Source organism: Rhizobium leguminosarum (genome assembly GCF_019798305.1).
Lineage (GTDB): Bacteria > Pseudomonadota > Alphaproteobacteria > Rhizobiales > Rhizobiaceae > Rhizobium > Rhizobium leguminosarum_U.
The window spans coordinates 194,656-218,612 of sequence record NZ_JAAXDD010000001.1; the positions used below are offsets into that span (position 1 = coordinate 194,656).

Consider the following 23,957-nt stretch of genomic DNA (forward strand, 5'->3'; position numbering starts at 1 on the left):
CCGATGGCGCGGTGTTCGCCGAAGCCTGAACGGGATCTGTCGCGTGTCGCGCCTGATTATCGATGAGGCCACAGGACTTTATCGATGTCGATTGCCCGAAAGGATGAAATTGGGAAGGCGGGCCGTGCACAAACGGGCTCGCCCGCCACGAGTGAGTTAAATCGGAAGCAATTTACGGAATTAGAGCATGTCGCGCAAAACTGTGCAGCGGTTTTGGGACAACGGCATGCGTAAAAACAAAGGCCTAAAGCGCGAGGAGCGAATCTGAAAGTTCGCGGCGCTTTGGTGCAGCAGGGGCTGCAGAGCTCTTTGCGCGTCGGAGAAGGCGCGGGGCTGTGCAGGTCGCAATCTGGGCGCCGAAGCGACAGACGCCATAAACGCAAAGCCGCCCGATGCGCATCGGGCGGCTTTCAATCTCATCCGTTGGCCGGATCAGATCAGTTCCACTCGCGGATATCGACGAAGTGCCCGGCGATCGCGGCTGCGGCGGCCATTGCCGGTGAGACGAGGTGGGTGCGGCCCTTGAAGCCCTGGCGGCCTTCGAAGTTGCGGTTCGAGGTCGAAGCGCAGCGTTCGCCCGGCTTCAGGCGGTCGTCGTTCATCGCAAGGCACATGGAGCAGCCCGGCTCGCGCCAGTCGAAACCGGCGGCCTTGAAGATCTTGTCGAGGCCTTCGGCTTCCGCCTGTTCCTTGACGAGGCCGGAGCCCGGCACGATCATCGCGTCGACAGTTGGGGCAACCGTCTTGCCTTCGACGACCTTGGCGACTTCGCGCAGATCCTCGATGCGGCCGTTGGTGCAGGAGCCGATGAAGACGCGGTCAAGGGTGATGTCGGTCATCTTCGTGCCCGGCTTCAGGCCCATATAGTCGAGCGCGCGCCACTTGGAGGTGCGCTTGGTTTCGTCCGGAATGTCGTCGGGGTTCGGAACGATGCCCTGGACGGAGATGACATCCTCGGGCGAGGAGCCCCAGGAAACGATCGGCGGCAGGCTGGCGGCATCAAGCACGACGACGCGGTCGTAATGAGCGCCCTCGTCGGTCTGCAGCGTCTTCCAATAGGCGATCGCCTGTTCCAGCGCCTCGCCCTTTGGCGCGCGCGGTTTGCCCTTGATATATTCGAAGGTCTTTTCGTCAGGGGCGATCAGGCCGGCGCGGGCGCCGCCTTCGATCGTCATGTTGCAGACGGTCATGCGGCCTTCCATCGACAGCGCGCGGATCGCTTCGCCGGCAAATTCGATGACGTGGCCGGTGCCGCCGGCCGTGCCGATCTCGCCGATGATGGCAAGGATGATGTCCTTGGCGGTGACGTGCGGCGGAAGCAGGCCATCGACCCGCACCAGCATGTTCTTCGCCTTCTTCTGGATCAGCGTCTGGGTCGCCAGCACATGCTCGACCTCGGAGGTGCCGATGCCGTGTGCCAGCGCGCCGAAGGCGCCATGCGTCGAGGTATGGCTGTCGCCGCAGACGATGGTCATGCCGGGCAGGGTGAAGCCCTGTTCCGGACCGACGATGTGGACGATGCCCTGGCGCTTGTCACTTGCCGAATAATATTCGACGCCGAATTCGGCGGCATTGGTGGCCAGTGCCTCCACCTGGATACGGCTTTCCTCGTTCTTGATGCCGAGATGGCGGTCGGGCGAGGTCGGAACGTTATGGTCGACGACGGCAAGCGTCTTTTCCGGCGCGCGAACCTTGCGGCCGGTCATGCGCAGGCCTTCGAACGCCTGCGGCGAGGTGACTTCGTGGACCAGATGGCGGTCGATGTAGAGAAGACAGGTGCCGTCTGGCTGTTCGTCGACCAGATGATCGTCCCAGATCTTGTCGTAGAGGGTACGCGGTGCGCTCATGGCGTTAAGTCCGTTTTTCTAAAGCTTTTGGAAAATCGAGAAATGGCGGATCAGGCTCCGCCGGCCGTCATTCGATCAACGAAGTCGGCTGTTGAGCGCACCGGATACGCACGCAAAAAACCGCGCCGGCAGGCGATAATGGTCCTGCAGCACGAAAATATGCGCACCAATGCATCTGAACTTGGATTCCATGGGCTGCATATAGCGATTTTTCGCGGCGGCTTCAATTTGAATCATCAGCAGACGCTCTGCGGCCTCTCAGCGACGCGACGGAGATTGATCGCTTACCCGACTTCATCCATTTCTCCGTCCGCCGCAGCGCCAGCGACAGGCCGATCGTCAGGATCAGGTAGATATAGGTGACGATCGAATAGGTCTCGAAGAAGCGGAAGGAGCCGGCGGCATAGACCTTGCCCATCTGGGTGATGTCGGCGACGCCGAGCACGGAGACGAGCGAGCTATCCTTCACCATCGAGACGAAATCGTTGGAGAGCGGCGGGAAGATCACCCGGATCGCCTGCGGGAAGACGACGGAGCGAAAGCGCCGGTAGCGCGACAGGCCAAGCGCCTTTGCCGCCTCGATCTGACCGAGATCGACCGACTGGAAACCGGCCCGGAAGATTTCGGCGATGAAGGAGGAATAACCGACCGTCAGAGCGATGATCGCTCGCCACATCAGCGACAGGTCGCGCACCAGGATGGGCTCGGCCATACCTGATGTCACCAGCGGCGAAATCAGGAAATTATAGGCTGCGACCAGAGCCGGCGCGCCGACGAAGGCGACGTAGAACAGCAGCACGAGAATCGGTATGCCGCGGATGATCTCGATGTAGAATCGCGCAATCTGGCGCAACACCTGGCTGTCGGCCATGCCGAGCAGGCAGATGCCGAGGCCAAGCACCGTGGCGAGCACGAAGGCGACCAGCGTGACGAAGACGGTGACGCCGACACCGTTGACGACGGTGCGAAAGACCTGGGCATAGATATCGTTGGCGACGATGACGGCGGCAAGCACGATGCCGATCGTGACGAGGGCGACCAGCCACCAGGGATAGTCATCCTTGACGTGTCTGTCGGGCGATGGTCGCAAGGCCATCAGCAATTGCTCGGCGTCATTCGCCCATCTTGTAGTCGAGGAACCACTTCTTGTTCAGCCCATCCAGCGTACCGTCGGCCTTGATTGCGGCGATGGCGGCATTGATCGGGGCGACGAGGTCGGACCCCTTCGGGAAGATGAAGCCGAAATCCTCGGTGCCGAGCGGTTCGCCGATCAGCTTGAGGGCGCCGTTCGAGGCATCGACATAACCCTTGCCGGCGGTGCCGTCGGTCAGCACGACGTCGACATCGCCGGCCTTGAGCGCCTGGACGGTGGCGCCGAAGGTTTCGAAGAGCTTGATGCGCGGGTTCTGCTCGTTGCCATCAAGCACTTCATAGACGGCGGTGTAGAAGGGCGTGGTGCCGGGCTGTGCGCCGACCAGACCATCCTTGAATTCGCCGAAGGACTTGGCATCGGTGAAGCGCTTCTCGTCGCCGCGCACCAGCATGAACTGCTGCGAGCGCATATAGGGATCGGAGAAATCCACCTTCTGCTTGCGGTCTTCCTTGATGGTGATGCCGGTCATGCCGATGTTGTACTGGCCATCGGACACCGCCTGGATCATCGCGTCCCAGCTGGTGTTCTGGTATTCGACCTTGAAGTTCAGCCGCTTGGCGATCTCGTTCATCGCATCATATTCCCAGCCGATCGCCTTGCCGGATTTCGGATCGACGAATTGCAGCGGCGGATAGGCATTCTCGGTGACGACGACGACGCTCTTGCCGCCGAGATCAGGCAGCTCGGCGGCCGATGCGGCGAGGGGTGCAAGAGCAAGGGCGGCGAAGCTCGCAAGAACGGTACGACGAAACAACATTGAACGGTTCCCCAAATTGAACGGCAAAAACTGTCACGGAAGATAGGCCCGAGGCAAGGCCGCGGCTGCGTGCCGAAGCAAAAAATAGAAAAGGCGACCCGAAGGCCGCCTTTCCAAGCAAAGAACTTTGCGTGGCGCAGATCTTATTCTGCTGCCGGTTCCGCTGCAGCGGCTGCTTCTGCGGCGGCCTTTTCGGCTGCGGCCTTGGCTTCCGCAGCTTCTGCTGCTGCCTTCTCGGCGGCGAGCGCCTGGGCTGCTGCAACCTTTTCAGCTTCGATGCGTGCCTTTTCCTCGGCAATGGCGGCGCGCTCGGCGTCGTTGAGCTTGCGGGCGCGGACGCCGGTGTCTTCAACGATACGGGCAGACTTGCCGCGACGGTCGCGCAGGTAATAGAGCTTGGCGCGACGGACCTTACCGCGGCGAACGACGTCGACGCTTTCGATCATCGGCGAGTAGATCGGGAATACGCGCTCGACGCCTTCGCCGTAGGAGATCTTGCGGACCGTGAAGTTTTCCTGCAAGCCGCCGCCGGAGCGGGCGATGCAGACGCCTTCATAGGCCTGAACGCGGGTACGGGTGCCTTCCGTGACCTTCACGTTGACGCGGACGGTGTCGCCCGGGGAAAATTCGGGAAGCGTGCGCTTGGCTTCGATCTTGGCGGCCTGTTCGGCCTCAAGCTGCTGAATGATGTTCATCGTCTTAACCTTTGGTTCTTCTGAAACAGCCAGAGCGCTCAACACTGATCCTTCGGAAACTGGCCTCAGGACTTTGCCCGGCAAGGGCGGGAGCGGATTCGCCATTCTTTGTTTGCTGGCAGACGGGGATAAACCCCATTTCCGCGTGCGCCAATACACGAAAGGCCAGGGCTTGTCATCCCTTGGGCGGCATTTTTGTGAAAAGGGCTGCGAAATCAGCCGTTTTTCTCACTTTACAGCGCCGCGCACCTTTTCAGACGAGCAAAGGACGCTGTGACACTTTGAATCTATGCATCGTGCTTTCCGAAATTCGATCCCGATTTTCCGGGCGATGCGTCAGCCTTTTCGAGCAGATCCGGCCGCCGCTCCCGCGTCAGCCGCACCGCTTCCTGATGCCGCCATTTTTCGATGGCGCCGTGGTTGCCCGAGGTGAGGATCGCGGGGATTTCGCGGCCTTCCCATTCCTGCGGCCGGGTATAATGCGGGTGTTCCAGCAGTCCGCCTTCGAAACTTTCGTGCAGGCCGGAAAGATCGTTGCCCATGACACCGGGCAGGATGCGAATAATCGCATCGAGCACGATCAGCGCCGCCGGCTCGCCGCCCGATAGGACGTAGTCGCCGATCGAGACCTCTTCCAGTCCGCGCGCCTCGATCACCCGCTGGTCGACGCCCTCGAAGCGGCCGCAGACGATGATAACGCCGTCACCCGCGGCGAGCTCGCGCACACGCTCCTGCGTCAGCGGCCGGCCGCGCGGGCTCATCAGCAGCCGCGGGCGGGTATCGTTTTCTGAGGCGCTGTCGATCGCACGTGCAAGAACGTCGGCCTTCAGCACCATCCCGGCGCCGCCGCCGGCCGGGGTGTCGTCGACGGTGCGGTGTCTGTCGGTGGCAAAATCGCGGATCTGCACCGTGTCCAGTGACCATTGCCCCCGCTCCATCGCCTTGCCGGCGAGCGAGAAGCCCAGATGCCCCGGAAACATTTCCGGATAAAGTGTCAGCACGCTCGCCCGGAAAGCCATTACTTCTTCTTTTTCGGCTTGTCGGGAATGAATTTCGAAAGCTCTTCGGGATCGTCGACCAGCCCCGCCGCCAGCGGATCGATCAGCAGCGTGCCGGCTTCGAGGTCGATCTCCAGCACCGAAGCTTCCGAGAAGGGGATCAGCACCGGACGTTTGCCCGGACCTTTAAGTTCCAGCAGGTCGCCGGCGCCGAAATCGAAGACGCCGGTGACCGTGCCATAGCTGACACCCTTGTCGTCGCGCGCTTCGAGCCCTTCGAGATCGGCATAGTAGAACTCGTCTTCGTCCAGCTCCTCGTCCGGCAGGTTGTCCCGCTCGATATAGAGCTCAAGCCCGTTCAGGGCCTCGGCGGCATTGCGGTCGTTGACGCCGCGGAAACGGACGACGACGACATTCTTCATCTCGCGGATTTCGAGGACTTCGAAGCTGCGGCCGTCCATGCTGTGCAGATGGCCATAGTCGCCAAGCGCGCCGGGATCGGCCGTATAGGCCTTGGCGCGCACCTCGCCCCGAAGGCCTTGCGCGCCACCGATCGTCGCCATCAGAACGGGGTTTTCAAGCTTTGTCATAGGTTCCTTCATGTGAAGCCGAAAGACAGGTTTCTCATAAACGAAGTGCGTGCGATTGGAAACGAAAACGGGCGGCATGTCGCCATGCCGCCCGCTCGAAGGGATGTCGCGATTATTCCGCGGCGTCGGCAGCAGCAGCGGCGGCGTCGGTGACCTTCTGAGCCTTTTCAGCGGCGCGTTCCTGGGCGCGCTTGCCGGGCTTTGCCTTGACCGGGTTGTTCTTGACTTCGCGCTTGGCAACGCCGGCCTCATCGAGGAAGCGCAGAACGCGGTCGGTCGGCTGGGCGCCGTGTTCGATCCAGTGCTTGATGCGCTCGGCGTTCAGCTGAACGCGCTTCTCGTCGTCCTTGGCAAGCATCGGGTTCCAGGAACCGAGGTTTTCGAGGAAGCGGCCGTCACGCGGGCTGCGCGCATCGGCGAGAACGACGTGGTAGTACGGGCGCTTCTTGGAACCACCGCGGGCGAGACGAATTTTCAGTGCCATGTTCTTTACTCCTTGGGCTTTTCTTGACCGCTTTCTTGAGCGGTACGGGTTATCGGGCTGCAGCGCTCTGTTCAGCGTGATCCGCAGCGATCTGCTCATGATGCCGGATGACTTCCTTGATGACGAAGTTCAGGAACTTCTCGGCGAAATCCGGGTCCAGATTGGCGGCTTTCGCCAGCTGGCGAAGGCGTTCGATCTGGTATTCCTCGCGCGCCGGGTCGGCCGGCGGCAAATTGTATTTGGCCTTCAGCACGCCGACCTCTTTGGTGCAGCGGAAGCGTTCGGCCAGCATGTGCACGAGAGCGGCATCGATATTGTCGATCGACTGACGATAGCTCGCGAGCTGGGCTTTGACGTCTGGATCAATCATGGGGCAAGCGATCCTTTCACTTCTTCTTCGGCAATCCGGGCAATCCCGGGAAACCACCGCCAAGGCCCGGCAGCTTGGCGCCGCCGAGGCCCGACAAACCACCCGGCAGACCGCCGAGACCGGGCATACCCCCACCCGGCTTTCCAAGCCCCGCCGCTTCCGCCTGCTTCTGCAAGGCCTCGAGCTGTCGGGGATCGATATTCGAAAGATCGGGCATGCCGCCACCCATGCCGCCCATGCCGCCGCCGAGCCCCATCTTGCCGGCAAGGCCGCCCATCATCTGCTTCATCATGCCGCCTTTGCCCTTGCCGCCCATCATCTTCATCATGTCCGCCATCTGGCGGTGCATCTTCAGAAGCTTGTTGATTGCGGCAGCATCGGTGCCGGAGCCGGCGGCGATGCGCTTCTTGCGCGAATGCTTGAGCAGGTCGGGATTGGTGCGCTCGGCCTTGGTCATCGACTGGATAATGGCGATCTGGCGACCGAAAAGCTTATCGTCGAGGCCGGCTGCGGCCATCTTGTCCTTCATGCCGGCCATGCCGGGCATCATCCCCATGATGCCGCCCATGCCGCCCATCTTCTGCATCTGGCGCAGCTGGTCGGCCAGGTCGTCGAGGTCGAACTTGCCCTTGGCCATCTTGGCGGCCATGGCGGCCGCCTTCTCGGCGTCGATGTTTTCGGACGCGCGCTCGACGAGCGAGACGATGTCGCCCATGCCGAGAATGCGGTCGGCGATGCGGCGGGGATGGAATTCCTCCAGCTCGCTCATTTTCTCGCCGACGCCGATCAGCTTGATCGGCTTGCCGGTGACGGCGCGCATCGAAAGGGCGGCACCGCCGCGGCCATCGCCGTCCATGCGGGTCAGCACCAGACCGGTGATGCCGACGCGTTCGTCGAAACTGCGGGCGAGGTTGACGGCGTCCTGACCTGTCAAACTATCGGCGACCAGCAGGATTTCATGCGGGTTCGAGCGCTTCTTGATGTCGGCCATCTCGACCATCAAGGGCTCGTCGATATGCGTGCGGCCGGCGGTGTCGAGGATGACGACGTCATGTCCGCCGAGCTTGGCCGCCTGCACGGCGCGGGCGGCGATATCGGTCGGCGACTGGCCTGATATGATCGGCAGCGTGTCGATATTGGCCTGCGCGCCGAGCTGCCGAAGCTGCTCCTGGGCTGCCGGACGGCGCGTGTCGAGCGACGCCATCAGCACCTTCTTCTTCTCGCGCGTCGACAGGCGATGGGCGATCTTCGCCGACGTCGTCGTCTTGCCGGAGCCCTGCAGGCCGACCATCATGACGACGACGGGGGCCGGTGCATGCAGATCGATGCCGACCCCTTCGCCGCCCAGCATCTCGATCAGTTCGTCATGGACTATCTTGACGACCATCTGGCCGGGCTTGATCGACTTCAGAATCTCTGCGCCGACGGCCTTTTCACGCACGCGGTCGGTGAAGGAACGCACGACGTCGAGCGCGACGTCGGCCTCCAGCAACGCACGGCGAACCTCGCGCAGCGCTGCGGAAACATCGGCTTCCGAAAGCGCGCCACGGCCTGTCAGTCCATTCAGAATGGATCCAAGACGGTCCTGGAGGTTTTCAAACATCGGCTCTTCCTTGATACGTTTCGGGCGGGTTTTAGATGCCCGGAAACGTCGTGCTTTTCCTTGACGAAAACAAGACGCAAAGCCAAAAAGCACCCGAGGGCGCATCGCGCTGTCGGGTGTTGACCTCCGGGATCTCTAAGTCCCGGTCGGCGGCTCGGAGTCGTGTGGCTCGTCGCGGATTGGGCGCGATAAACAGGAAAGCCGCGCGAAAGTCAAGGCAATGCAGACAAATGACTGCATGACCGCCGTCTCAAAAGCCAGGTGGCGAGAGGGTACTAGTGTCTCATCCAGTGGTTGCAGAAAAAGTACATACTCAAACAAAGTGATGTATTGGCTTGCGCAATTCGCCAACGCTTTAGGTTTTGCCGATAAATATTGCCACTCCGGCGGCCGAATTCGCTGTCAACGCCAGTTGCAAATTATTCTGCGTATGATTCTACTTTCTACTTAAGTGCGTCCTGTAAAATGATTCGTGAATATCCTTGATGCCGAATGAATCGGCGGAGATATCGAATGCTAAATGCTGATATTGAGAGCTGGGCGCTGGCGCGGGCCCATCATATTGTCCTGAACGAAGGCCTGAATCTGGCGAAGGCGGCACAGGATCTGGATCGCAAGCGGTCCCGCTCGCTGGTCTACGAGCTGAGAAAGGTCATCACCGCAGCCATTGTCGAAGCCCATGCTGCGTCTTTCGATCCTGACGGTGCACAGCGGTAAAAGTCGAACTGCTGCCTCGACGGGGTCAGCGGGCCGCAACGTCTGCCCGGCACTCACCCACTGGTAATTCCTTCGCATTTCCGCCATATACACCGGAAAGACAGACGGAATGATACCCATGAGCGCAACGGTCGAATTTGCGAGGATGAACGGGCTTGGCAACAAGATCCTGGTCGTCGACATGCGCGGTCGGCCGGACAAGGTGACGCCGGCGGCGGCGGTCGCGCTCAATGCCGATCCGCAGACTGAGTTCGATCAGATCATGGCGATCCATGATCCGAAGGCCGACGGCACCGATGCCTTCATCGATATCCTGAATTCCGATGGCTCGAAGGCGCAGGCCTGCGGCAACGGCACGCGCTGCGTCGTGCAGGCGCTTGCCGCCGAGACCGGCCGGAAGGCCTTTACCTTCCAGACGGTCGCCGGCATCCTCAACGCCGTCGAGCACGAGGACGGGACGATCTCGGTCGATATGGGCCGGCCGGTCTTCGATTGGGACAGGATCCCGCTGGCGGAAGAATTCCACGACACCAGCCGCATCGAGTTGCAGATCGGCCCGATCGACAAGCCGGTGCTGCATTCGCCCTCAGTGATGTCGATGGGCAATCCGCATGCGATCTTCTGGGTGGACAGGGACGTGATGTCCTATGATCTCGCCCGCTTCGGACCGCTGCTCGAAAACCATCCGATGTTTCCCGAGCGCGCCAATATCACGCTGGCGCAGGTGACGTCGCCGACATCGGTGACGACGCGCACCTGGGAGCGCGGCGCGGGGCTGACGCTTGCCTGCGGCTCGGCTGCCTGTTCTGCTGCCGTCAGTGCCGCGCGCACCGGTCGCACCGGCCGCAAGGTGACGATCAATGTGGCAAGCGCCAAGCCGCCGGCCACGCTTTCCATCGAATGGCGCGAGCGCGACGATCATGTCATCATGACCGGCCCGGCCGAATGGGAATGGTCGGGCAGGGTCGATCCTTCGACCGGTCTCTGGGCGCGCGATGGTACCCGAGAGGCGGAGGCGCAGTGAGCGGCATCGAGGTCATTACCTTCGGCTGCCGCCTCAACACATATGAATCCGAAGTGATGAAGGCGCAGGCTGAGAAGGCCGGGCTCAACAACGCCATCCTGGTCAACACCTGTGCCGTGACCGGCGAGGCCGTGCGCCAGGCCCGCCAGGCGATCCGCCGGGCACGGCGCGACAATCCGCATGCCCGCATCATCGTCACCGGCTGCGCCGCGCAGACGGAAAAGCAGACCTTCGCCGCCATGGCGGAGGTCGATGCCGTGCTCGGCAATGAGGAGAAGCTGACGAGCGCCTCCTATCGCAGCCTGCCGGATTTCGGCGTCTCGGCCGAAGAGAAGCTGCGGGTCAACGACATCATGAGCGTCAAGGCGACGGCGCCGCAGATGGTCAGGCACATCGACGGCCACGTGCGTGCCTTCATCCAGATACAGAACGGCTGCGACCATCGCTGCACCTTCTGCATCATTCCCTATGGCCGCGGCAATTCCCGCTCCGTACCGATGGGAGCCGTCGTCGAGCAGGCCCGCAATCTCGTCGACGGCGGTTACAGTGAGATCGTGCTGACCGGGGTCGATGCCACCAGCTATGGCGGCGATCTGCCGGGCTCCCCGACGCTCGGGCTGTTGGCGAAGACGCTGCTGAAGCAGATCCCCGATATCCGCCGGCTCAGGCTTTCCTCGATCGACAGCATCGAGGCCGATGCCCACCTGATGGATCTCATCGCCGACGAGCCACGTTTCATGCCGCATCTGCATCTTTCGCTGCAGCATGGCGACGACATGATCCTGAAGCGCATGAAGCGCCGGCATTTACGCGCCGATGCGCTGCGTTTCATCGAGGATGCGCGCCGCCTCCGTCCCGAGATGAGCTTCGGCGCCGATATGATTGCCGGCTTTCCCACCGAAACCGAAGAGATGTTCGAGAATGCCGTGAGGCTGGCCGAAGAGGCTGGCATCGCCCATCTGCATGTCTTCCCCTACAGTCCGCGTCCCGGCACGCCGGCCGCCCGCATGCCGCAGCTCGACCGGTCGCTGGTCAAGGACCGCGCCGCAAGGCTGCGTGCCGCTGGACATATGCTGCATCAATCCCATCTCGATGGGATGATCGGAACCCGGCAATGGCTGCTTGTTGAAAACAACGGCCTGGCGCATACGGAGAACTTCACGCTGGTCGCTGCCCCCGGCCTTCGTCCCGGTGAACTTGTGCCGGTCACGATCACCGGCCACAATGGCAAACATCTCGACATGCAATTGACGGCCGCAACCGCGGCCTGACTTTCACGGAATCCCCATGGCGCTCAGTTTCATCAAAAAGGTCTTCACCTTCGGCAAGCCGGCTGAAGAACCTGTGCCTGCGGCCGTGGAAAGGGAGCTGGAGCCGCGTTCGCGCCACGAAGATCTGCCGGTTGCTGACGATCCGGTGCTGGCCGAGGAAATGGATACGGCCGGCGGGCCGGCTGCCGATATTGACGAGGGCGGGGTCGAAGCAGCGGTTGCTGACGACGATGTCGAATCCTCAATGCTGCCCGCCGCCGACCAGCTGAGCGATATGGGTGTCGTACCGCTTTCATTGCTGGAGGCCGAGGCGGCAGCGGAGGTGGAGGCTGAAAGCCGGACGGTCGCCGAGCCCGTTGCGGAAATACCCGCTTCTGTCCCTCCGGAACATTTCCCCGACGAGGCAGGAGATCGTCTGGCGACCGGAGCGCTAGAACAGCCGGCTGACCTCGAAGAGAGCGTCGAAAAGCTTCCGGAAGAGATTCCGACCGAGCCGGAAGAAATTCCGACTGAGGATGATGCAGGACTGGATTCGCCCTCCCAGCCAATCTCCCCACCTGTGGGGGAGATGCCCGGCAGGGCAGAGGGGGGTAGCCCCGCGGTAGAACCGGAGATTGGCTCTCCGATCCTCCCCAGAGGCTTTGCCACCGGCCCGAAGGTCGTCGAGCCGGAGCCGGTTGTTTTGCAGCCAAAACTCAGCTGGTTCCAGCGCCTGCGTAATGGCCTTGCACGCACCTCTTCGCAGCTGACCGGCCAGATCACCGCGCTCTTCACCAAGCGCAAGCTCGATGACGAGACGCTGCAGGATCTCGAGGACCTGCTGATCCAGGCCGATCTCGGTGTCGAGACCGCCATGCGCGTCACCGACACGCTTGCTTCCGAGCGTTATGGCAAGGATGTCACCGGCGAGGATGTCAGCCGGATCATGGCATCCGAAATCGCCAAGGTCCTGAAGCCGGTCGCCAAGCCGCTGCAGCTCGACCTCTCGCACAAGCCGCATGTCATCCTCGTCGTCGGCGTCAACGGCACCGGCAAGACCACCACGATCGGCAAGCTTGCGGCAAAGCTCTCCGGCGCCGGGCTGAAGGTGATGCTGGCGGCCGGCGATACGTTCCGTGCGGCTGCGATCGAGCAGCTGAAGATCTGGGCCGACCGGACGAAATCCGAATTCATCGGCACCAAGCTCGGCGCCGATGCCGCCGGCCTTGCCTATGATGCCTTCGAACAGGCGAAGGCGAAAAAATGCGACGTGCTGATCGTCGATACCGCTGGCCGCCTGCAGAACAAGGCAGAGCTGATGGCGGAGCTCGAGAAGATCGTCCGCGTGCTCGGCAAACTCGATCCCGATGCGCCGCACACCGTGCTGCAGACGCTTGATGCCACGACGGGGCAGAACGCGCTCAGCCAGGTCGAGATTTTTCGCAACGTCGCCGGCGTCAATGGGCTGATCATGACCAAGCTCGATGGCACGGCCCGCGGCGGCATTCTCGTCGCCATCTCCGCCAAGCATAAGCTGCCGGTCTATTTCATCGGCGTCGGCGAGGGCGTCGAGGATCTGGAGCCGTTCGAGGCCGAGGATTTTGCCCATGCCATTGCCGGACTTGGGCAATGATGCCACAGATATGCCGCCGAAAGCCTGCAGGGCACGGCCGGAAACAGTTTCCAGGAAAACAGGTTTGAAGAACGCATGAGCACCGAGAGCGATATCACCCCGTCTGCTGCCGACCGGCATCACCCGCTGTTGAAACTGGCGCTGGAACTCGGGCCGCTGATGATCTTCTTCTTCGCCAATCTGCGCGGTCAGTGGCTGGTGGAGACGTTTCCTGCTCTTTCCGAATTGGGCGGACCGCTGTTCGTTGCGACCGGCCTCTTCATGGCGGCGACGATCATCTCGCTGATCGTTTCGAAGATCGTGCTCGGCCATCTGCCGATCATGCCTTTTGTATCGGGCATCGTCGTCGTCATCTTCGGCTCGCTGTCGATCTGGCTGCAGAACGAGACCTTCATCAAGATGAAGCCGACCATCGTCAACGCGCTCTTCGGGGTGGCGCTGCTCGGCGGGCTGGCCTTCGGCAAGTCGCTGCTCGGCTATGTCTTCAACGCCGCGTTCCAGCTCGATGCCGAGGGCTGGCGCAAGCTCACCATCCGGTGGGGCATCTTCTTTCTCTTCCTCGCGGTGCTGAACGAAGTCGTCTGGCGCAATTTTTCCGACAGTACCTGGGTCGCCTTCAAGGTCTGGGGCACGATGCCGATCACCATCATCTTCACGCTGGCGCAGATGCCGCTGGTGCTGAAACATAGCGTCAACCTGGAAACGGAAGGCGAGAAGTGAGCGCTGTCGACGTAGAAACTCGCGTAAGACACCAGAACTTCTGGTTTATCGCCTGCCTTGCGGTGCTGATCATTCAGATCGTCGCCGAATATATGATGGGCCGCGTGCCGATCTGCGCCTGCGGCACTGTCAAGCTGTGGGAGGGCGGGGTCAATACCAGCGGCAATTCGCAGCATCTGTCGGATTGGTACACGCCGTCGCACATCATCCACGGCTTCCTGTTCTACGGGCTCGCGCATCTCATCCTGCGCGGCAAACCGCTGGCGGCAAGGCTGCTGCTGGCGCTGGTGATCGAATCCGGCTGGGAGCTGCTTGAAAATTCACCTCTCATCATCGACCGCTACCGTACGGCGACGATCGCGCTCGATTATTACGGCGACAGCATCCTGAATTCGGCGATGGACACCGTCTTCATGTGCGTCGGCTTCTTCTTCGCGCGGCGCGCACCGGTGGCGCTGACGGTTGCGATCGCCATCTTCTTCGAGATTTTCACCGGCTACATCATCCGCGACAACCTGACGCTCAACGTTGTCATGCTGATCTGGCCGGTGGAGGCGATCAAGGTCTGGCAGGGCGGGGTGTAGGGCTTCTCTGTCCCGATAAGACCCCTCCCCAACCCCTCCCCACAAGGGGAGGGGCTTAACAGGCGGCTCTCGTCGTGAGCCCTATTGAACGTCGACTGTGCGGTTGGTCTATTTGTTTGTGAGGCGGGTGCCACAACTTAGCCCCTCCCCCTTGTGGGAGGGGTTGGGGAGGGGTCTTTGTGGCGCGATCGTTACGAAGCGGGCTTGCCGAGCGCCTTTTCCATCGCTGGAAAAAGCCCTTCCTTCAGACTGATATCGTCGAAGGGGCCGACGCGCTTGTAGAGGATCGTGCCGTCAGGCCCGACCAGATAGCTTTCCGGAATGCCGTAGACACCCCAGTCGATCGCTGCCTTGCCGTTCGGATCGACGCCGATCGCCCGAAAAGGGTTGCCGAGCTCGCCGAGGAAACGCAGGGCGTTGTCGTTCTGGTCCTTGTAATTGATGGCGACGATGTTCAGCCGTCCGTCTTTTGCCAGTTCTTTCAATAACGGATGTTCGTCCCGGCAGGGGAGGCACCATGAGGCGAAGACGTTGACGAGGGTCAGCTTGCCCTTGATTGCCGTATCGGTCAGCGCCGGCAGGTTGGCGCCGTCGAGCGGCGGCAGGTTGAGCGCCGGCGCCTTGGTGCCGATCAGGGCGGAGGGAATTTCGGCGATGTTCTTGCCATGGAAATCCTGGTCGTAGAGCATCTTTGCGGCTGTGGCCGCAATGCCGCCGAAGACGACGAGCGGCAGCAGCGCCAATGCGTAACGGCCAAGCCCGCGCGGCTTGGCGGCGTTTTCCGGCGTGTCGTTCATTCGCCATCCCCCACACTGTCCTTGGGGCGCGCCGAACGGCGGCGAATGCCGGCAGCCTCAAGGGCGGCGAGTTCCGTGCGGCGGGCGCGGCCGTCGGCCCAGGTCCAGGCTGTGACGGCGATCGTCACCAGGGCTGCAAAGCCATAGGAAGCGTAGACGTAGAAGGCATGTGTCACGATTAATCCTCCCGGCTCGCCATGCGGGCGGCAAGACGGCGCTGGGCGGCGATGCGGCGGCGCCAGATCTCGTTCCTCATTGCCATGATGTGCAGCGTGAAGAAGAGCAGGGTGAAGGCGATCGCCATGACGAAGAGCGGCCGCAGGAATTCCGGATCGATCGCCGGGCCGTCGAGGCGCAGCACGCTTGCCGGCTGGTGCAGCGTGTTCCACCACTCGACCGAGAATTTGATGATCGGGATGTTGACGAAGCCGACGAGGATGAGCACGGCGCTGACACGCGCGGCCTTCGACGGATCGTCGATGGCGCGGCCGAGCGCAATCAGCCCGAGATACATCAGGAAGAGAACGAAGACGGAGGTGAGCCGCGCATCCCAGACCCACCAGGTGCCCCACATCGGCTTGCCCCAGAGCGAACCGGTGACGAGGGCAAGCAGGGTAAAGGCGGCGCCGAGCGGGGCTGCGGCTTTGGCGGAGACATCGGCCAGCGGATGGCGCCAGACCAGCGTGCCGATCGCCGAGACGCTCATGATCGTATAGCACATCATCGAAAGCCAGGCCGAGGGCACATGCACATACATGATGCGCACAGTCTCGCCCTGCTGGTAATCGCCTTCGGTGGCGAAGCTCAGATAGAGGCCGGCCGCAAAACAGAGGGCGGTGATGCCGGCCAGCCACGGAATGACGCGCGCCGCCAGCGCCAGAAACCGCGTCGGGTTGGCGAGATCACTGAATTTGCTGATGGCAAGGCTGGTTTCGCTCATGTCCGCTTCCTTACCTTGATCCGGCTTTTCCCGCAATCGAATGGCCCATCAATCCGCTGTGTTTCGCAGCGCCAGGGCGGCGGCTGCCGGGCCGATGACCGCGAAGAAGAGTGTCAGCGCAATGAGGATCAGGAAGGGCGGCAGGAAGGGGGCGGGATCCTCGACTGCGGCATAGGTGGCGCTGACGCCGAAGATCAGCACCGGAATGGTCAGCGGCAGCACGAGGATCGAGACCAGCAGGCCGCCGCGGGGCAGCGCCACGGCAACGGCGGCGCCGACGGCGCCGATGAAGGTGATGGCGGGCGAGCCGACCAGCAGCGTCAGCATGGTGGCAGCAATCGCCGTCTCGTCCATGTTCATGAAGAGGCCGAGCAGCGGCGAGGCGATGACCAGCGGCAGGCTGGTGGCCGTCCAATGGGCGAGGCATTTGACCAGCACGGTGAGGACGAGCGGCGTTTCCTGTATCAGCATCAGGTCGAGCGATCCGTCATCGCGCTCGGCTTGGAACAGGCGGTCGAGGCCGAGAAGGGCGGCAAGCAGGGCGCCGATCCAGACGATGGCGGGGCCGATGCGCGACAGCAGCTTGAGATCGGGACCGACGCCGAAGGGAATGACGGCGACGATGGTCAGGAAGAACAGCACGCCGATCAGTGCGCCGCCGCCGGCGCGGATGGAAAGTTTCAGGTCGCGGAGGAAGAGGGCGGTCATGCGAGGCAGCTCTCTGCAGGTGCGGTGGACGGGGCACCCCCCTCTGCCCTGCCGGGCATCTCCCCCACGAGGGGGGAGATCGGCTGGATGCTCTCGCTTCCCCAAACAATCGGCCATCCAAACCGGCAATCCGGTTGCGAAGCGGGAAAGCTAAGCAGCTTGTGATCTCCCCCCTTATGGAGGAGATGCCCGGCAGGGCAGAGGGGGGTAGCCAAACCGAGCAGCATCAACCCCACACCCCCGGATCGACGCCGGCAAACCCCGTCATCTTCAATTCCTGCGCATTCCTCAACCCCAGCGGTTGATGTGTCGCCGCCAGCACGATGCCGCCCTTTGTCTGATGCGCTCCAATCAAATCGGCAAGCAGCCGGTCGGCGCTGGCATCGAGTGCGGCGGTCGGCTCGTCGAGGATCCAGACAGGGCGATGGCTGACCAGCAGCTTGGCAAAGGCGAATCGTCGCTGCTGGCCGGCGGAGAGATAACCGAAGGGAAGGTGGGTGATGCCGGAAAGACCGACGGCGTCGGTGGCGTCCTCGATGGAAAGGGCGGCGGCGGAGCCTGCACTGCCGAGAAAGGCGCGCCAGAAATCGAGGTTTTCTGCAACCGTAAGTTCAGTTTTCATCGCATTTCGATGGCCGAGGTAGTGGCTTACTTCGCCCGGATGCCTGCCTCCCGGGCTCTCTTCGTCGCAGAAGATGACAGTGCCTTTTTCCGGCCTCAGCAGGCCGGCGACGACGCGCAGCAAAGTGGACTTTCCCGATCCATTTTTGCCCGTCAGCACAAGCGCCTCGCCGGCTGCCAAGTGAAAGGAAATGTTAACGAAAATGAGATCTTCACCGCGCTTTGCAGCCAGATTGTCGGCGGTGAGATGCATGCGGCGGCTCTTTCCTGGTTTCGGCTTGCGGCGGTCAAAAAATGTCCGATTTTGACTGTGCTCGGGTATGGCAAGTTTTTAGGAAATTATCTATAAGACCTGCAACCACGCCAGCGGTCGGCGTGAATTTCATCCTTGCGCCGAACTTGGAGCGTCTGTTCCACGTGCGGACAGCGGAAATGGCCGTACCCGCATCCTGATGTGCATTAAGTGCATAGGCGTTCGCACGACTGTGTTGGCTATCAGAAACGGGGTATCTCGTGTCTAAATCTCTTGACAGTTTCAATTGTCGTTCCACGCTTTCCGTCAACGGGAAGGACTATGTCTATTACAGCCTGCCCAAGGCTGAGGCAAACGGTCTGGCCGGCGTGTCGAAGCTTCCCTATTCGATGAAGGTGCTGCTCGAAAACCTGCTGCGCTTCGAAGACGGCCAGTCGGTCACCAAGGAGCACATCCTGGCCATTGCCGCATGGCTCAACAATAAGGGTGCCGTCGAAAACGAGATCGCCTATCGCCCGGCGCGCGTGCTGATGCAGGACTTCACCGGCGTTCCCGCCGTCGTCGATCTTGCCGCGATGCGCGACGCGATGGTGTCGCTCGGCGGCGATCCCGAGAAGATCAACCCGCTCGTTCCGGTCGACCTCGTCATCGACCACTCGGTCATCGTCGATGAATTCGGCACGCCGCAGGCTTTCGCCAAGAATGTGGAGCTGGAATACCAGCGCAACGGCGAGCGCTACCGCTTCCTGAAGTGGGGCCAGCAGGCCTTCAAGAATTTCCGCGTCGTGCCTCCCGGCACCGGCATCTGTCATCAGGTCAATCTCGAATATCTCGGCCAGACCGTCTGGACCAAGGAAGAGGACGGCGAGACGATCGCCTATCCCGATACCTGCGTCGGCACCGACAGCCACACGACGATGATCAACGGTCTCGGCGTTCTCGGCTGGGGTGTGGGCGGTATCGAAGCGGAAGCCGCGATGCTCGGCCAGCCGGTCTCGATGCTGCTGCCCGAAGTCATCGGCTTCAAGCTGACCGGCAAGCTCAAGGAAGGCGTCACCGCGACCGACCTCGTTCTCACCGTCGTGCAGATGCTGCGTAAGAAGGGCGTCGTTTCGAAGTTCGTCGAATTTTTCGGCCCCGGCATGGATAACATGCCGCTTGCCGACCGCGCGACGATCGGCAACATGGGCCCGGAATACGGCGCGACCTGCGGCTTCTTCCCGGTCGACGGCGAAACCATCAACTACCTTACCATGTCCGGCCGCACGCATGACCGGATTGCGCTCGTCGAAGCCTATTCGAAGGCCCAGGGCATGTGGCGCGAAGGCGACGGTTCCGATCTAGTCTTCACCGATACGCTGGAACTCGATCTCAGTGACGTCGTGCCGTCGATGGCCGGCCCGAAGCGACCGGAAGGCCGCATTTCGCTCGAGAACATCGCGACCGGCTTCGCCGGCTCGATGGACACGGATTACAAGAAGCCCGGCCAGCTTTCGAACCGCTATGCCGTCGAAGGCACGGATTTCGATCTCGGCCATGGCGACGTGGCGATCGCCGCCATCACGTCGTGCACCAACACCTCCAACCCGTCAGTGCTGATCGCCGCCGGCCTTCTTGCCCGCAACGCCGTTGCCAAGGGACTGAAGACGAAGCCGTGGGTGAAGACCTCGCTGGCACCGGGATCGCAGGTCGTCGGCGAATATCTCGCCAAGTCGGGCCTGCAGGCCGACCTCGACAAGCTTGGCTTCAACCTCGTCGGCTTCGGCTGCACCACCTGTATCGGCAATTCCGGCCCGTTGCCGGCGCCGATCTCGAAGACGATCAACGACAAGGGCCTTATCGTTTCCGGCGTTCTCTCCGGCAACCGTAACTTCGAAGGCCGCATCTCGCCAGACGTGCAGGCGAACTACCTCGCATCTCCGCCGCTCGTCGTCGCCTATGCGCTTGCCGGCACGGTGCAGATGGATCTGACCAAGGAGCCGATCGGTGAGGACGAGAGCGGCAATCCGGTCTATCTCAAGGACATCTGGCCGACCTCGAAGGAAGTCCAGGAATTCATCCTGAAATACGTGACCCGCGAACTGTACGAAAGCAAATATGCCGATGTCTTCAAGGGCGACGTCAACTGGCAGGCCGTCCAGGTCCCGCCGGGCCAGACCTATGCTTGGGACGACAATTCGACCTATGTGCAGAACCCGCCCTACTTCGTCGGCATGGGCAAAAAGGGCACCGGCGTCTCCGACATCAAGGGCGCCCGCGTTCTCGGCCTGTTCGGCGACAAGATCACCACCGACCACATCTCGCCGGCTGGTTCGATCAAAGCGGCATCGCCGGCCGGTGCCTACCTCATCGGCCACGACGTCGCCATTGCCGACTTCAACCAGTACGGCACGCGCCGCGGCAACCATGAAGTGATGATGCGCGGCACCTTCGCCAATATCCGCATCCGCAACCATATGCTCGGCCCGAACGGCAAGGAAGGTGGCTACACCATCCACTACCCGTCGAAGGAAGAGGCCTCAATCTACGACGCCGCAATGCAGTATAAGCAGGAAGGCGTGCCGCTCGTCATCTTCGCCGGTGTCGAGTACGGCAACGGCTCTTCGCGCGACTGGGCTGCCAAGGGCACCAACCTGCTCGGCGTCAAGGCGGTGATCGCCCAGTCCTTCGAGCGCATCCATCGCTCGAACCTCGTCGGCATGGGCATCATTCCGTTCGTCTTCGAAGAGGGTACGACCTGGCAGAGCCTCGGCCTCAGGGGCGATGAACTCGTCACCATCGAAGGTCTGGAGAAAATCAAGCCGCGCGAGAAGAAGATCGCCAGGATCACCTATGGCGACGGCACCGTGAAGGAGGTTCCGCTGCTGTCGCGCGTCGATACGCTCGACGAGGTGATCTACCTCAATAATGGCGGCATCCTGCAGACGGTTCTGCGCGATCTCGCTGCCTGATTTTTAAGAACCTCGCAGGATAATGGCCGCCGGAGAGCAGTTTCCGGCGGCTTTTTCTTTGCGGCGGCAGTATTCAAGCGGGGCTCACGATGATTTGTTTTGCGCAAGTTCCCGTCGAGCTTCGTCTCACCCGTTCGTGACTTTTCGTTTGGACCCGGAAGGATTATTCGTACGTTCATATGTCAGGGCCTCCGGTACAAACACGCCGTCGGCGCTGAAAAAGAGGTGCAGGTGAATGTCCCCCCGTTTTTTGATTCCGCTGATTGCCGGCGTTGTTCTCTCAGGCCCGCTGCTGGCCGAAGACGGTACGCCGAAAGGTGTCGTCGAACTCTTCACGTCGCAGGGCTGCTCCTCCTGTCCTCCCGCTGATGCCGCTTTCCGCAAGCTGGTGAATCAGGGCGATGTCATCGCGCTCGCCTATCATGTCGATTACTGGAACTATCTCGGTTGGGCCGATACGCTGAGTTCCAAGGAAAATACCGAGCGGCAGTATGGCTATGCCAAGACAATGGGCCGCAGCAACGTCTACACGCCGCAGGCGATCGTCAATGGACGCGGCCATCTGGCTGGCGCCGATCTCAATGGCATCAACAGCCAGATCGACACCTATAGCAGCGAAGGCAATGGGCTGACCGTTCCGATCAGTGCCGCGATGCGCGGCGATGAGCTGGAGATCAAGATCGGCGCGGGACAGGGCAAAGCCAATGTCGTGATGGTCTATTTCGACAAGGAAAAGACCATCGACGTCGAAAAGGGCGAGAACAGCGGCAAGAAGATTTCTTATCTGCACAGCGTCACCAATGTCGAAACCGTCGGCATGTGGGACGGCAAGGCGACCAGTCTGACGCTGCCGGCCAGCGTCCTGCAGCGGCCGCAGCTCGAGGGCTGCGCCATCCTGCTGCAATCAGCGACTGCAGATGGCGACCCGGCTGCGATCTTTGGCGCGACCGTGGTGATGGCTGGCAAAAATATCTGAGATTCCATCCGCTTTCGGATGAAGTGCCGGGGCGGCCCGGCCGAGCGTATTCGGGGCTGGGGTTAAGGTCGATACGCTCCGCCGGGCCTTTTGGCGCGCTGGCGCCAAACTGGAATTCATAAATCTCCTGCAAATGAGGCGCTGTTTTGACTGAAATGCGGCGCTGCGGAGAAAGCGTGATGCCCGCCAGCGCCCTTGCGACAGAGACGCGCGGCGCCGTAGTGCGGCGGAATGTGACGGCCGGCACTCTTGCAATTTGCGGCGGCTCGGGCAAACTGTCACCCTCCTGTCACAAGCGGAGGCCTCGGGAGACTGATGACAGATCAGCCGGATTTGCGACACGGCGAGAGCCGCTCCGTCGACAATAGTTCCTCAGTCGTCGTCGATCTCAGGGAATACAAACAAAGCAAGGACCTGCTTCCGGTGACCTTCCAGCGGCGCGAACTGGACGCGATCCTCTGGATCTACGGCCGCATGGTCGGTGACGGTGAGTGGCGCGACTACGCCATCGATCACCTGAAGGACAGGGCGGTCTTTTCCGTTTTCAAGCGCTCCGGCGAAATGCCGCTCTTCCGCATCGAGAAAAACCCGAAGCTTGCCGCCAAGCAGGGCGCCTATTCCGTGATCAGCGTCAACGGCACCATCCTGAAGCGCGGTCACGAGCTGAACCAGGTGCTGAAGGTGTTCGACAAGGCCCTGAAGCTGGTCGACAAATAAAGCGCGTCGCGCTTTAAGTCTTTGTTTTATGCATGTCGCCCAAAACCGTTGCACACTTTTGGGCGACATGCATTAAGCCGCATCAGCCGGCAAACAGCGTGCCGGGATAGACGGACGGATCCGGATCGCTCGTCATGGCTTCGCCGAGCGCGCGCTGCATGAACATCGTGTCCAGCCAGCGGCCATGCTTATAGCCGGTGCCCTTCATCAGACCGACCTCCTCGAAGCCGGCTGCACGATGAAGCGCGATCGAGGCGGGGCTGGCGCCGCCGATGACGGCTGCCATCTGACGGAAACCGAGGGTGGTGCAGCGGTCGATCAGTTCGGCGAGCAGCGCCTTGCCGATGCCGCGGCCGCGGGCCTGCGGCGCCAGATAGATCGAATCCTCGACCAGCCAGCGATAGGCAGGACGCGTGCGAAACGCCGAGGCATAGGCGTAGCCGAGCAGGATTCCATCCGCGTCGACGGCGGCGATATAGGGATATTGCTGGCTGACGATGGCCGCAAAACGTTGCGCCAGCTCGGCCTCGGACGGCGGCACGATCTCATAGCTTGCGACGCCGTTCAGGACCGATTCGCGATAGATATCGGCAACGGCGGGCATATCGGCTTGTGTGGCATCGCGCAGGAGGAAGGACATTTTGGCGGCAGATCCATTGGGGAGGATATATCTTCCTAAAACCATCCCGCGAAAGCCTGCGCAACAAAAAAGGCGGCCGAAGCCGCCTTTTCGATCTCAGTCGGTCCTGCTTATTTACGGTTGCCCATGAACTGCAGCAGGAACATGAAGAGGTTGATGAAGTCGAGATAGAGCGTCAGCGCACCCATGATCGCCTTGCGGCCGGCGACGGCGACGTCATCGGCTTCCAGGTACAATTCCTTGATCCGCTGCGTATCGTAGGCGGTGAGGCCTGCGAAGATCAGCACGCCGAGTACCGAGATCGCGAACTGTACGGCGGACGACGCCAGGAAGATGTTGACCAGCGAAGCGATGATCAGGCCGAAGAGACCCATCATCAGGAACGAGCCCATCGCCGACAGGTTACGCTTCGTCGTGTAGCCGTAAAGCGACAGCGCGCCGAAGGAGGCGGCGGTGACGAAGAAGGTCTGAACGACGCTCTGGCCCGTATAGATCAGGAAGATCGACGAGAGCGACAGGCCGACGAGCGCAGCATAGACCGCAAAAGTCGTCTGGGCGGCAGCCACCGTCATGGTATTGATCCGGAAGCTCAGGAAGAACACCAGAGCCAGCGGCGCCAGAATGACCACCCACTTCAGCGGGCTCACATAGATCGCCTGACCGAAAGCGGTCAGTTCGCCGTTGGCGAAGGCGAGTTGGAACGACAGATATGCGGCCACACCGGTGATCGCCAGACCCAGCGCCATCAGGTTGTAGACCTTGAGCATATAAGCGCGCAGGCCTTGATCAATCATCTCGCCGGTCTGAGCGCGGCTTTGATAGTTACGAAGATCAGCCATAGTTTCCTCTTACAAGCTCCGATGGAAATACGGTGTCGGGGTTTTCGACCCGGGCGCCGCTGCGGAGCTCCAGCATGCCTGCGAACAATA

General features: G+C 61.6%; 27 protein-coding genes. 10 read left to right on the forward strand and 17 right to left on the reverse strand.

Annotation, left to right across the window (positions count from 1 at the left end):
• Positions 1 to 437 precede the first annotated feature (437 nt).
• From leuC to rplS, 5 genes are all read right to left on the reverse strand, one after another.
• Positions 438 to 1,847 (reverse strand): 3-isopropylmalate dehydratase large subunit, encoded by a 1,410-nt coding sequence (gene leuC / locus HFO99_RS00860; RefSeq protein WP_170257166.1) that lies wholly within the window; start codon positions 1,845 to 1,847, stop codon positions 438 to 440.
• Between the two features lie 75 nt (positions 1,848 to 1,922).
• Positions 1,923 to 2,084: a hypothetical protein gene (locus tag HFO99_RS00865; RefSeq protein ID WP_222301199.1), complete on the reverse strand. Its 162-nt coding sequence runs from the start codon at positions 2,082 to 2,084 to the stop codon at positions 1,923 to 1,925.
• Positions 2,071 to 2,943, reverse strand: a complete 873-nt coding sequence (locus HFO99_RS00870; RefSeq protein ID WP_222358516.1) for an amino acid ABC transporter permease — start codon at positions 2,941 to 2,943, stop codon at positions 2,071 to 2,073. Before HFO99_RS00870 ends, HFO99_RS00865 begins: the two co-directional genes overlap by 14 nt.
• A gap of 16 nt (positions 2,944 to 2,959) precedes the next feature.
• Positions 2,960 to 3,757, reverse strand: a complete 798-nt coding sequence (locus HFO99_RS00875; RefSeq protein ID WP_222358518.1) for a transporter substrate-binding domain-containing protein — start codon at positions 3,755 to 3,757, stop codon at positions 2,960 to 2,962.
• Positions 3,758 to 3,900: 143 nt separating this feature from the next.
• Complete coding sequence (gene rplS / locus HFO99_RS00880) at positions 3,901 to 4,452, reverse strand: 50S ribosomal protein L19 (RefSeq protein ID WP_072640274.1); 552 nt, start codon at positions 4,450 to 4,452, stop codon at positions 3,901 to 3,903.
• Between rplS and HFO99_RS00885 the strand changes: the two genes are divergently transcribed.
• A complete protein-coding gene (locus HFO99_RS00885) occupies positions 4,442 to 4,729 on the forward strand; it encodes a hypothetical protein (protein ID WP_222346361.1) in 288 nt (95 codons plus the stop codon). The genes rplS and HFO99_RS00885 overlap by 11 nt on opposite strands.
• Positions 4,730 to 4,739: 10 nt before the next feature.
• On the opposite strand, the gene trmD is transcribed toward HFO99_RS00885, so the two are convergent.
• The 5 genes from trmD to ffh form a co-directional block, all read right to left on the reverse strand.
• The gene (gene trmD, locus HFO99_RS00890) at positions 4,740 to 5,471 is read right to left on the reverse strand and encodes a tRNA (guanosine(37)-N1)-methyltransferase TrmD (RefSeq protein ID WP_151520434.1); all 732 of its coding nucleotides are present in this window, start codon (positions 5,469 to 5,471) and stop codon (positions 4,740 to 4,742) included.
• Positions 5,471 to 6,040, reverse strand: a complete 570-nt coding sequence (gene rimM, locus HFO99_RS00895; RefSeq protein ID WP_094087706.1) for a ribosome maturation factor RimM — start codon at positions 6,038 to 6,040, stop codon at positions 5,471 to 5,473. Before rimM ends, trmD begins: the two co-directional genes overlap by 1 nt.
• Positions 6,041 to 6,152: 112 nt before the next feature.
• The gene (gene rpsP, locus HFO99_RS00900) at positions 6,153 to 6,524 is read right to left on the reverse strand and encodes a 30S ribosomal protein S16 (RefSeq protein ID WP_012759371.1); all 372 of its coding nucleotides are present in this window, start codon (positions 6,522 to 6,524) and stop codon (positions 6,153 to 6,155) included.
• Between the two features lie 49 nt (positions 6,525 to 6,573).
• Positions 6,574 to 6,894, reverse strand: coding sequence for a chorismate mutase (locus HFO99_RS00905; RefSeq protein ID WP_011427149.1), 321 nt, complete (start codon positions 6,892 to 6,894; stop codon positions 6,574 to 6,576).
• A 16-nt stretch (positions 6,895 to 6,910) separates the two neighbouring features.
• Positions 6,911 to 8,497 carry a signal recognition particle protein gene (ffh, locus tag HFO99_RS00910; RefSeq protein ID WP_065281561.1) on the reverse strand — a complete coding sequence of 529 codons (1,587 nt, stop codon included), beginning with the start codon at positions 8,495 to 8,497 and terminating at the stop codon, positions 6,911 to 6,913.
• A gap of 492 nt (positions 8,498 to 8,989) precedes the next feature.
• On the opposite strand from ffh, the gene HFO99_RS00915 reads away from it, so the two are divergent.
• From HFO99_RS00915 to HFO99_RS00940, 6 genes are all read left to right on the forward strand, one after another.
• Complete coding sequence (locus HFO99_RS00915) at positions 8,990 to 9,214, forward strand: hypothetical protein (protein WP_017962453.1); 225 nt, start codon at positions 8,990 to 8,992, stop codon at positions 9,212 to 9,214.
• Positions 9,215 to 9,332: 118 nt separating this feature from the next.
• Complete coding sequence (dapF, locus tag HFO99_RS00920) at positions 9,333 to 10,238, forward strand: diaminopimelate epimerase (RefSeq protein WP_222358521.1); 906 nt, start codon at positions 9,333 to 9,335, stop codon at positions 10,236 to 10,238.
• Entirely contained in the window at positions 10,235 to 11,509 is a 1,275-nt protein-coding gene (gene mtaB / locus HFO99_RS00925) for a tRNA (N(6)-L-threonylcarbamoyladenosine(37)-C(2))-methylthiotransferase MtaB (protein ID WP_222358524.1), read from the forward strand. Before dapF ends, mtaB begins: the two co-directional genes overlap by 4 nt.
• A gap of 16 nt (positions 11,510 to 11,525) precedes the next feature.
• On the forward strand, positions 11,526 to 13,121 hold the full coding sequence (gene ftsY / locus HFO99_RS00930) for a signal recognition particle-docking protein FtsY (protein ID WP_222358527.1): 1,596 nt from the start codon (positions 11,526 to 11,528) through the stop codon (positions 13,119 to 13,121).
• Positions 13,122 to 13,196: 75 nt separating this feature from the next.
• Complete coding sequence (locus HFO99_RS00935; protein WP_065281557.1) at positions 13,197 to 13,841, forward strand: septation protein A; 645 nt, start codon at positions 13,197 to 13,199, stop codon at positions 13,839 to 13,841.
• Positions 13,838 to 14,425: a DUF2585 domain-containing protein gene (locus HFO99_RS00940; protein WP_222358530.1), complete on the forward strand. Its 588-nt coding sequence runs from the start codon at positions 13,838 to 13,840 to the stop codon at positions 14,423 to 14,425. The genes HFO99_RS00935 and HFO99_RS00940 overlap by 4 nt, the downstream gene beginning before the upstream one ends.
• Before the next feature lie 191 nt (positions 14,426 to 14,616).
• On the opposite strand, the gene HFO99_RS00945 is transcribed toward HFO99_RS00940, so the two are convergent.
• The 5 genes from HFO99_RS00945 to ccmA form a co-directional block, all read right to left on the reverse strand.
• Positions 14,617 to 15,222: a DsbE family thiol:disulfide interchange protein gene (locus tag HFO99_RS00945; protein ID WP_222358533.1), complete on the reverse strand. Its 606-nt coding sequence runs from the start codon at positions 15,220 to 15,222 to the stop codon at positions 14,617 to 14,619.
• Positions 15,219 to 15,398, reverse strand: a complete 180-nt coding sequence (ccmD, locus tag HFO99_RS00950; RefSeq protein WP_017962446.1) for a heme exporter protein CcmD — start codon at positions 15,396 to 15,398, stop codon at positions 15,219 to 15,221. Before ccmD ends, HFO99_RS00945 begins: the two co-directional genes overlap by 4 nt.
• Before the next feature lie 2 nt (positions 15,399 to 15,400).
• Positions 15,401 to 16,162 carry a heme ABC transporter permease gene (locus HFO99_RS00955; protein ID WP_222358536.1) on the reverse strand — a complete coding sequence of 254 codons (762 nt, stop codon included), beginning with the start codon at positions 16,160 to 16,162 and terminating at the stop codon, positions 15,401 to 15,403.
• A 48-nt stretch (positions 16,163 to 16,210) separates the two neighbouring features.
• Positions 16,211 to 16,870: a heme exporter protein CcmB gene (gene ccmB / locus HFO99_RS00960; RefSeq protein ID WP_222358539.1), complete on the reverse strand. Its 660-nt coding sequence runs from the start codon at positions 16,868 to 16,870 to the stop codon at positions 16,211 to 16,213.
• Positions 16,871 to 17,096: 226 nt separating this feature from the next.
• Positions 17,097 to 17,744, reverse strand: coding sequence for a heme ABC exporter ATP-binding protein CcmA (ccmA, locus tag HFO99_RS00965; RefSeq protein WP_222358542.1), 648 nt, complete (start codon positions 17,742 to 17,744; stop codon positions 17,097 to 17,099).
• A 260-nt stretch (positions 17,745 to 18,004) separates the two neighbouring features.
• On the opposite strand from ccmA, the gene acnA reads away from it, so the two are divergent.
• The 3 genes from acnA to HFO99_RS00980 all read left to right on the forward strand — a co-directional run bounded on the left by acnA (position 18,005) and on the right by HFO99_RS00980 (position 22,388).
• Positions 18,005 to 20,695 carry an aconitate hydratase AcnA gene (gene acnA / locus HFO99_RS00970; protein ID WP_222358545.1) on the forward strand — a complete coding sequence of 897 codons (2,691 nt, stop codon included), beginning with the start codon at positions 18,005 to 18,007 and terminating at the stop codon, positions 20,693 to 20,695.
• A 235-nt stretch (positions 20,696 to 20,930) separates the two neighbouring features.
• The gene (locus tag HFO99_RS00975) at positions 20,931 to 21,671 is read left to right on the forward strand and encodes a DUF1223 domain-containing protein (protein WP_222358548.1); all 741 of its coding nucleotides are present in this window, start codon (positions 20,931 to 20,933) and stop codon (positions 21,669 to 21,671) included.
• A gap of 315 nt (positions 21,672 to 21,986) precedes the next feature.
• Positions 21,987 to 22,388, forward strand: a complete 402-nt coding sequence (locus HFO99_RS00980) for a DUF2794 domain-containing protein (RefSeq protein WP_222301059.1) — start codon at positions 21,987 to 21,989, stop codon at positions 22,386 to 22,388.
• A gap of 82 nt (positions 22,389 to 22,470) precedes the next feature.
• On the opposite strand, the gene HFO99_RS00985 is transcribed toward HFO99_RS00980, so the two are convergent.
• Both HFO99_RS00985 and HFO99_RS00990 read right to left on the reverse strand, forming a co-directional pair.
• On the reverse strand, positions 22,471 to 23,028 hold the full coding sequence (locus HFO99_RS00985; RefSeq protein WP_222358551.1) for a GNAT family N-acetyltransferase: 558 nt from the start codon (positions 23,026 to 23,028) through the stop codon (positions 22,471 to 22,473).
• Positions 23,029 to 23,138: 110 nt separating this feature from the next.
• On the reverse strand, positions 23,139 to 23,867 hold the full coding sequence (locus tag HFO99_RS00990) for a Bax inhibitor-1/YccA family protein (RefSeq protein WP_027682507.1): 729 nt from the start codon (positions 23,865 to 23,867) through the stop codon (positions 23,139 to 23,141).
• Positions 23,868 to 23,957 lie beyond the last annotated feature (90 nt).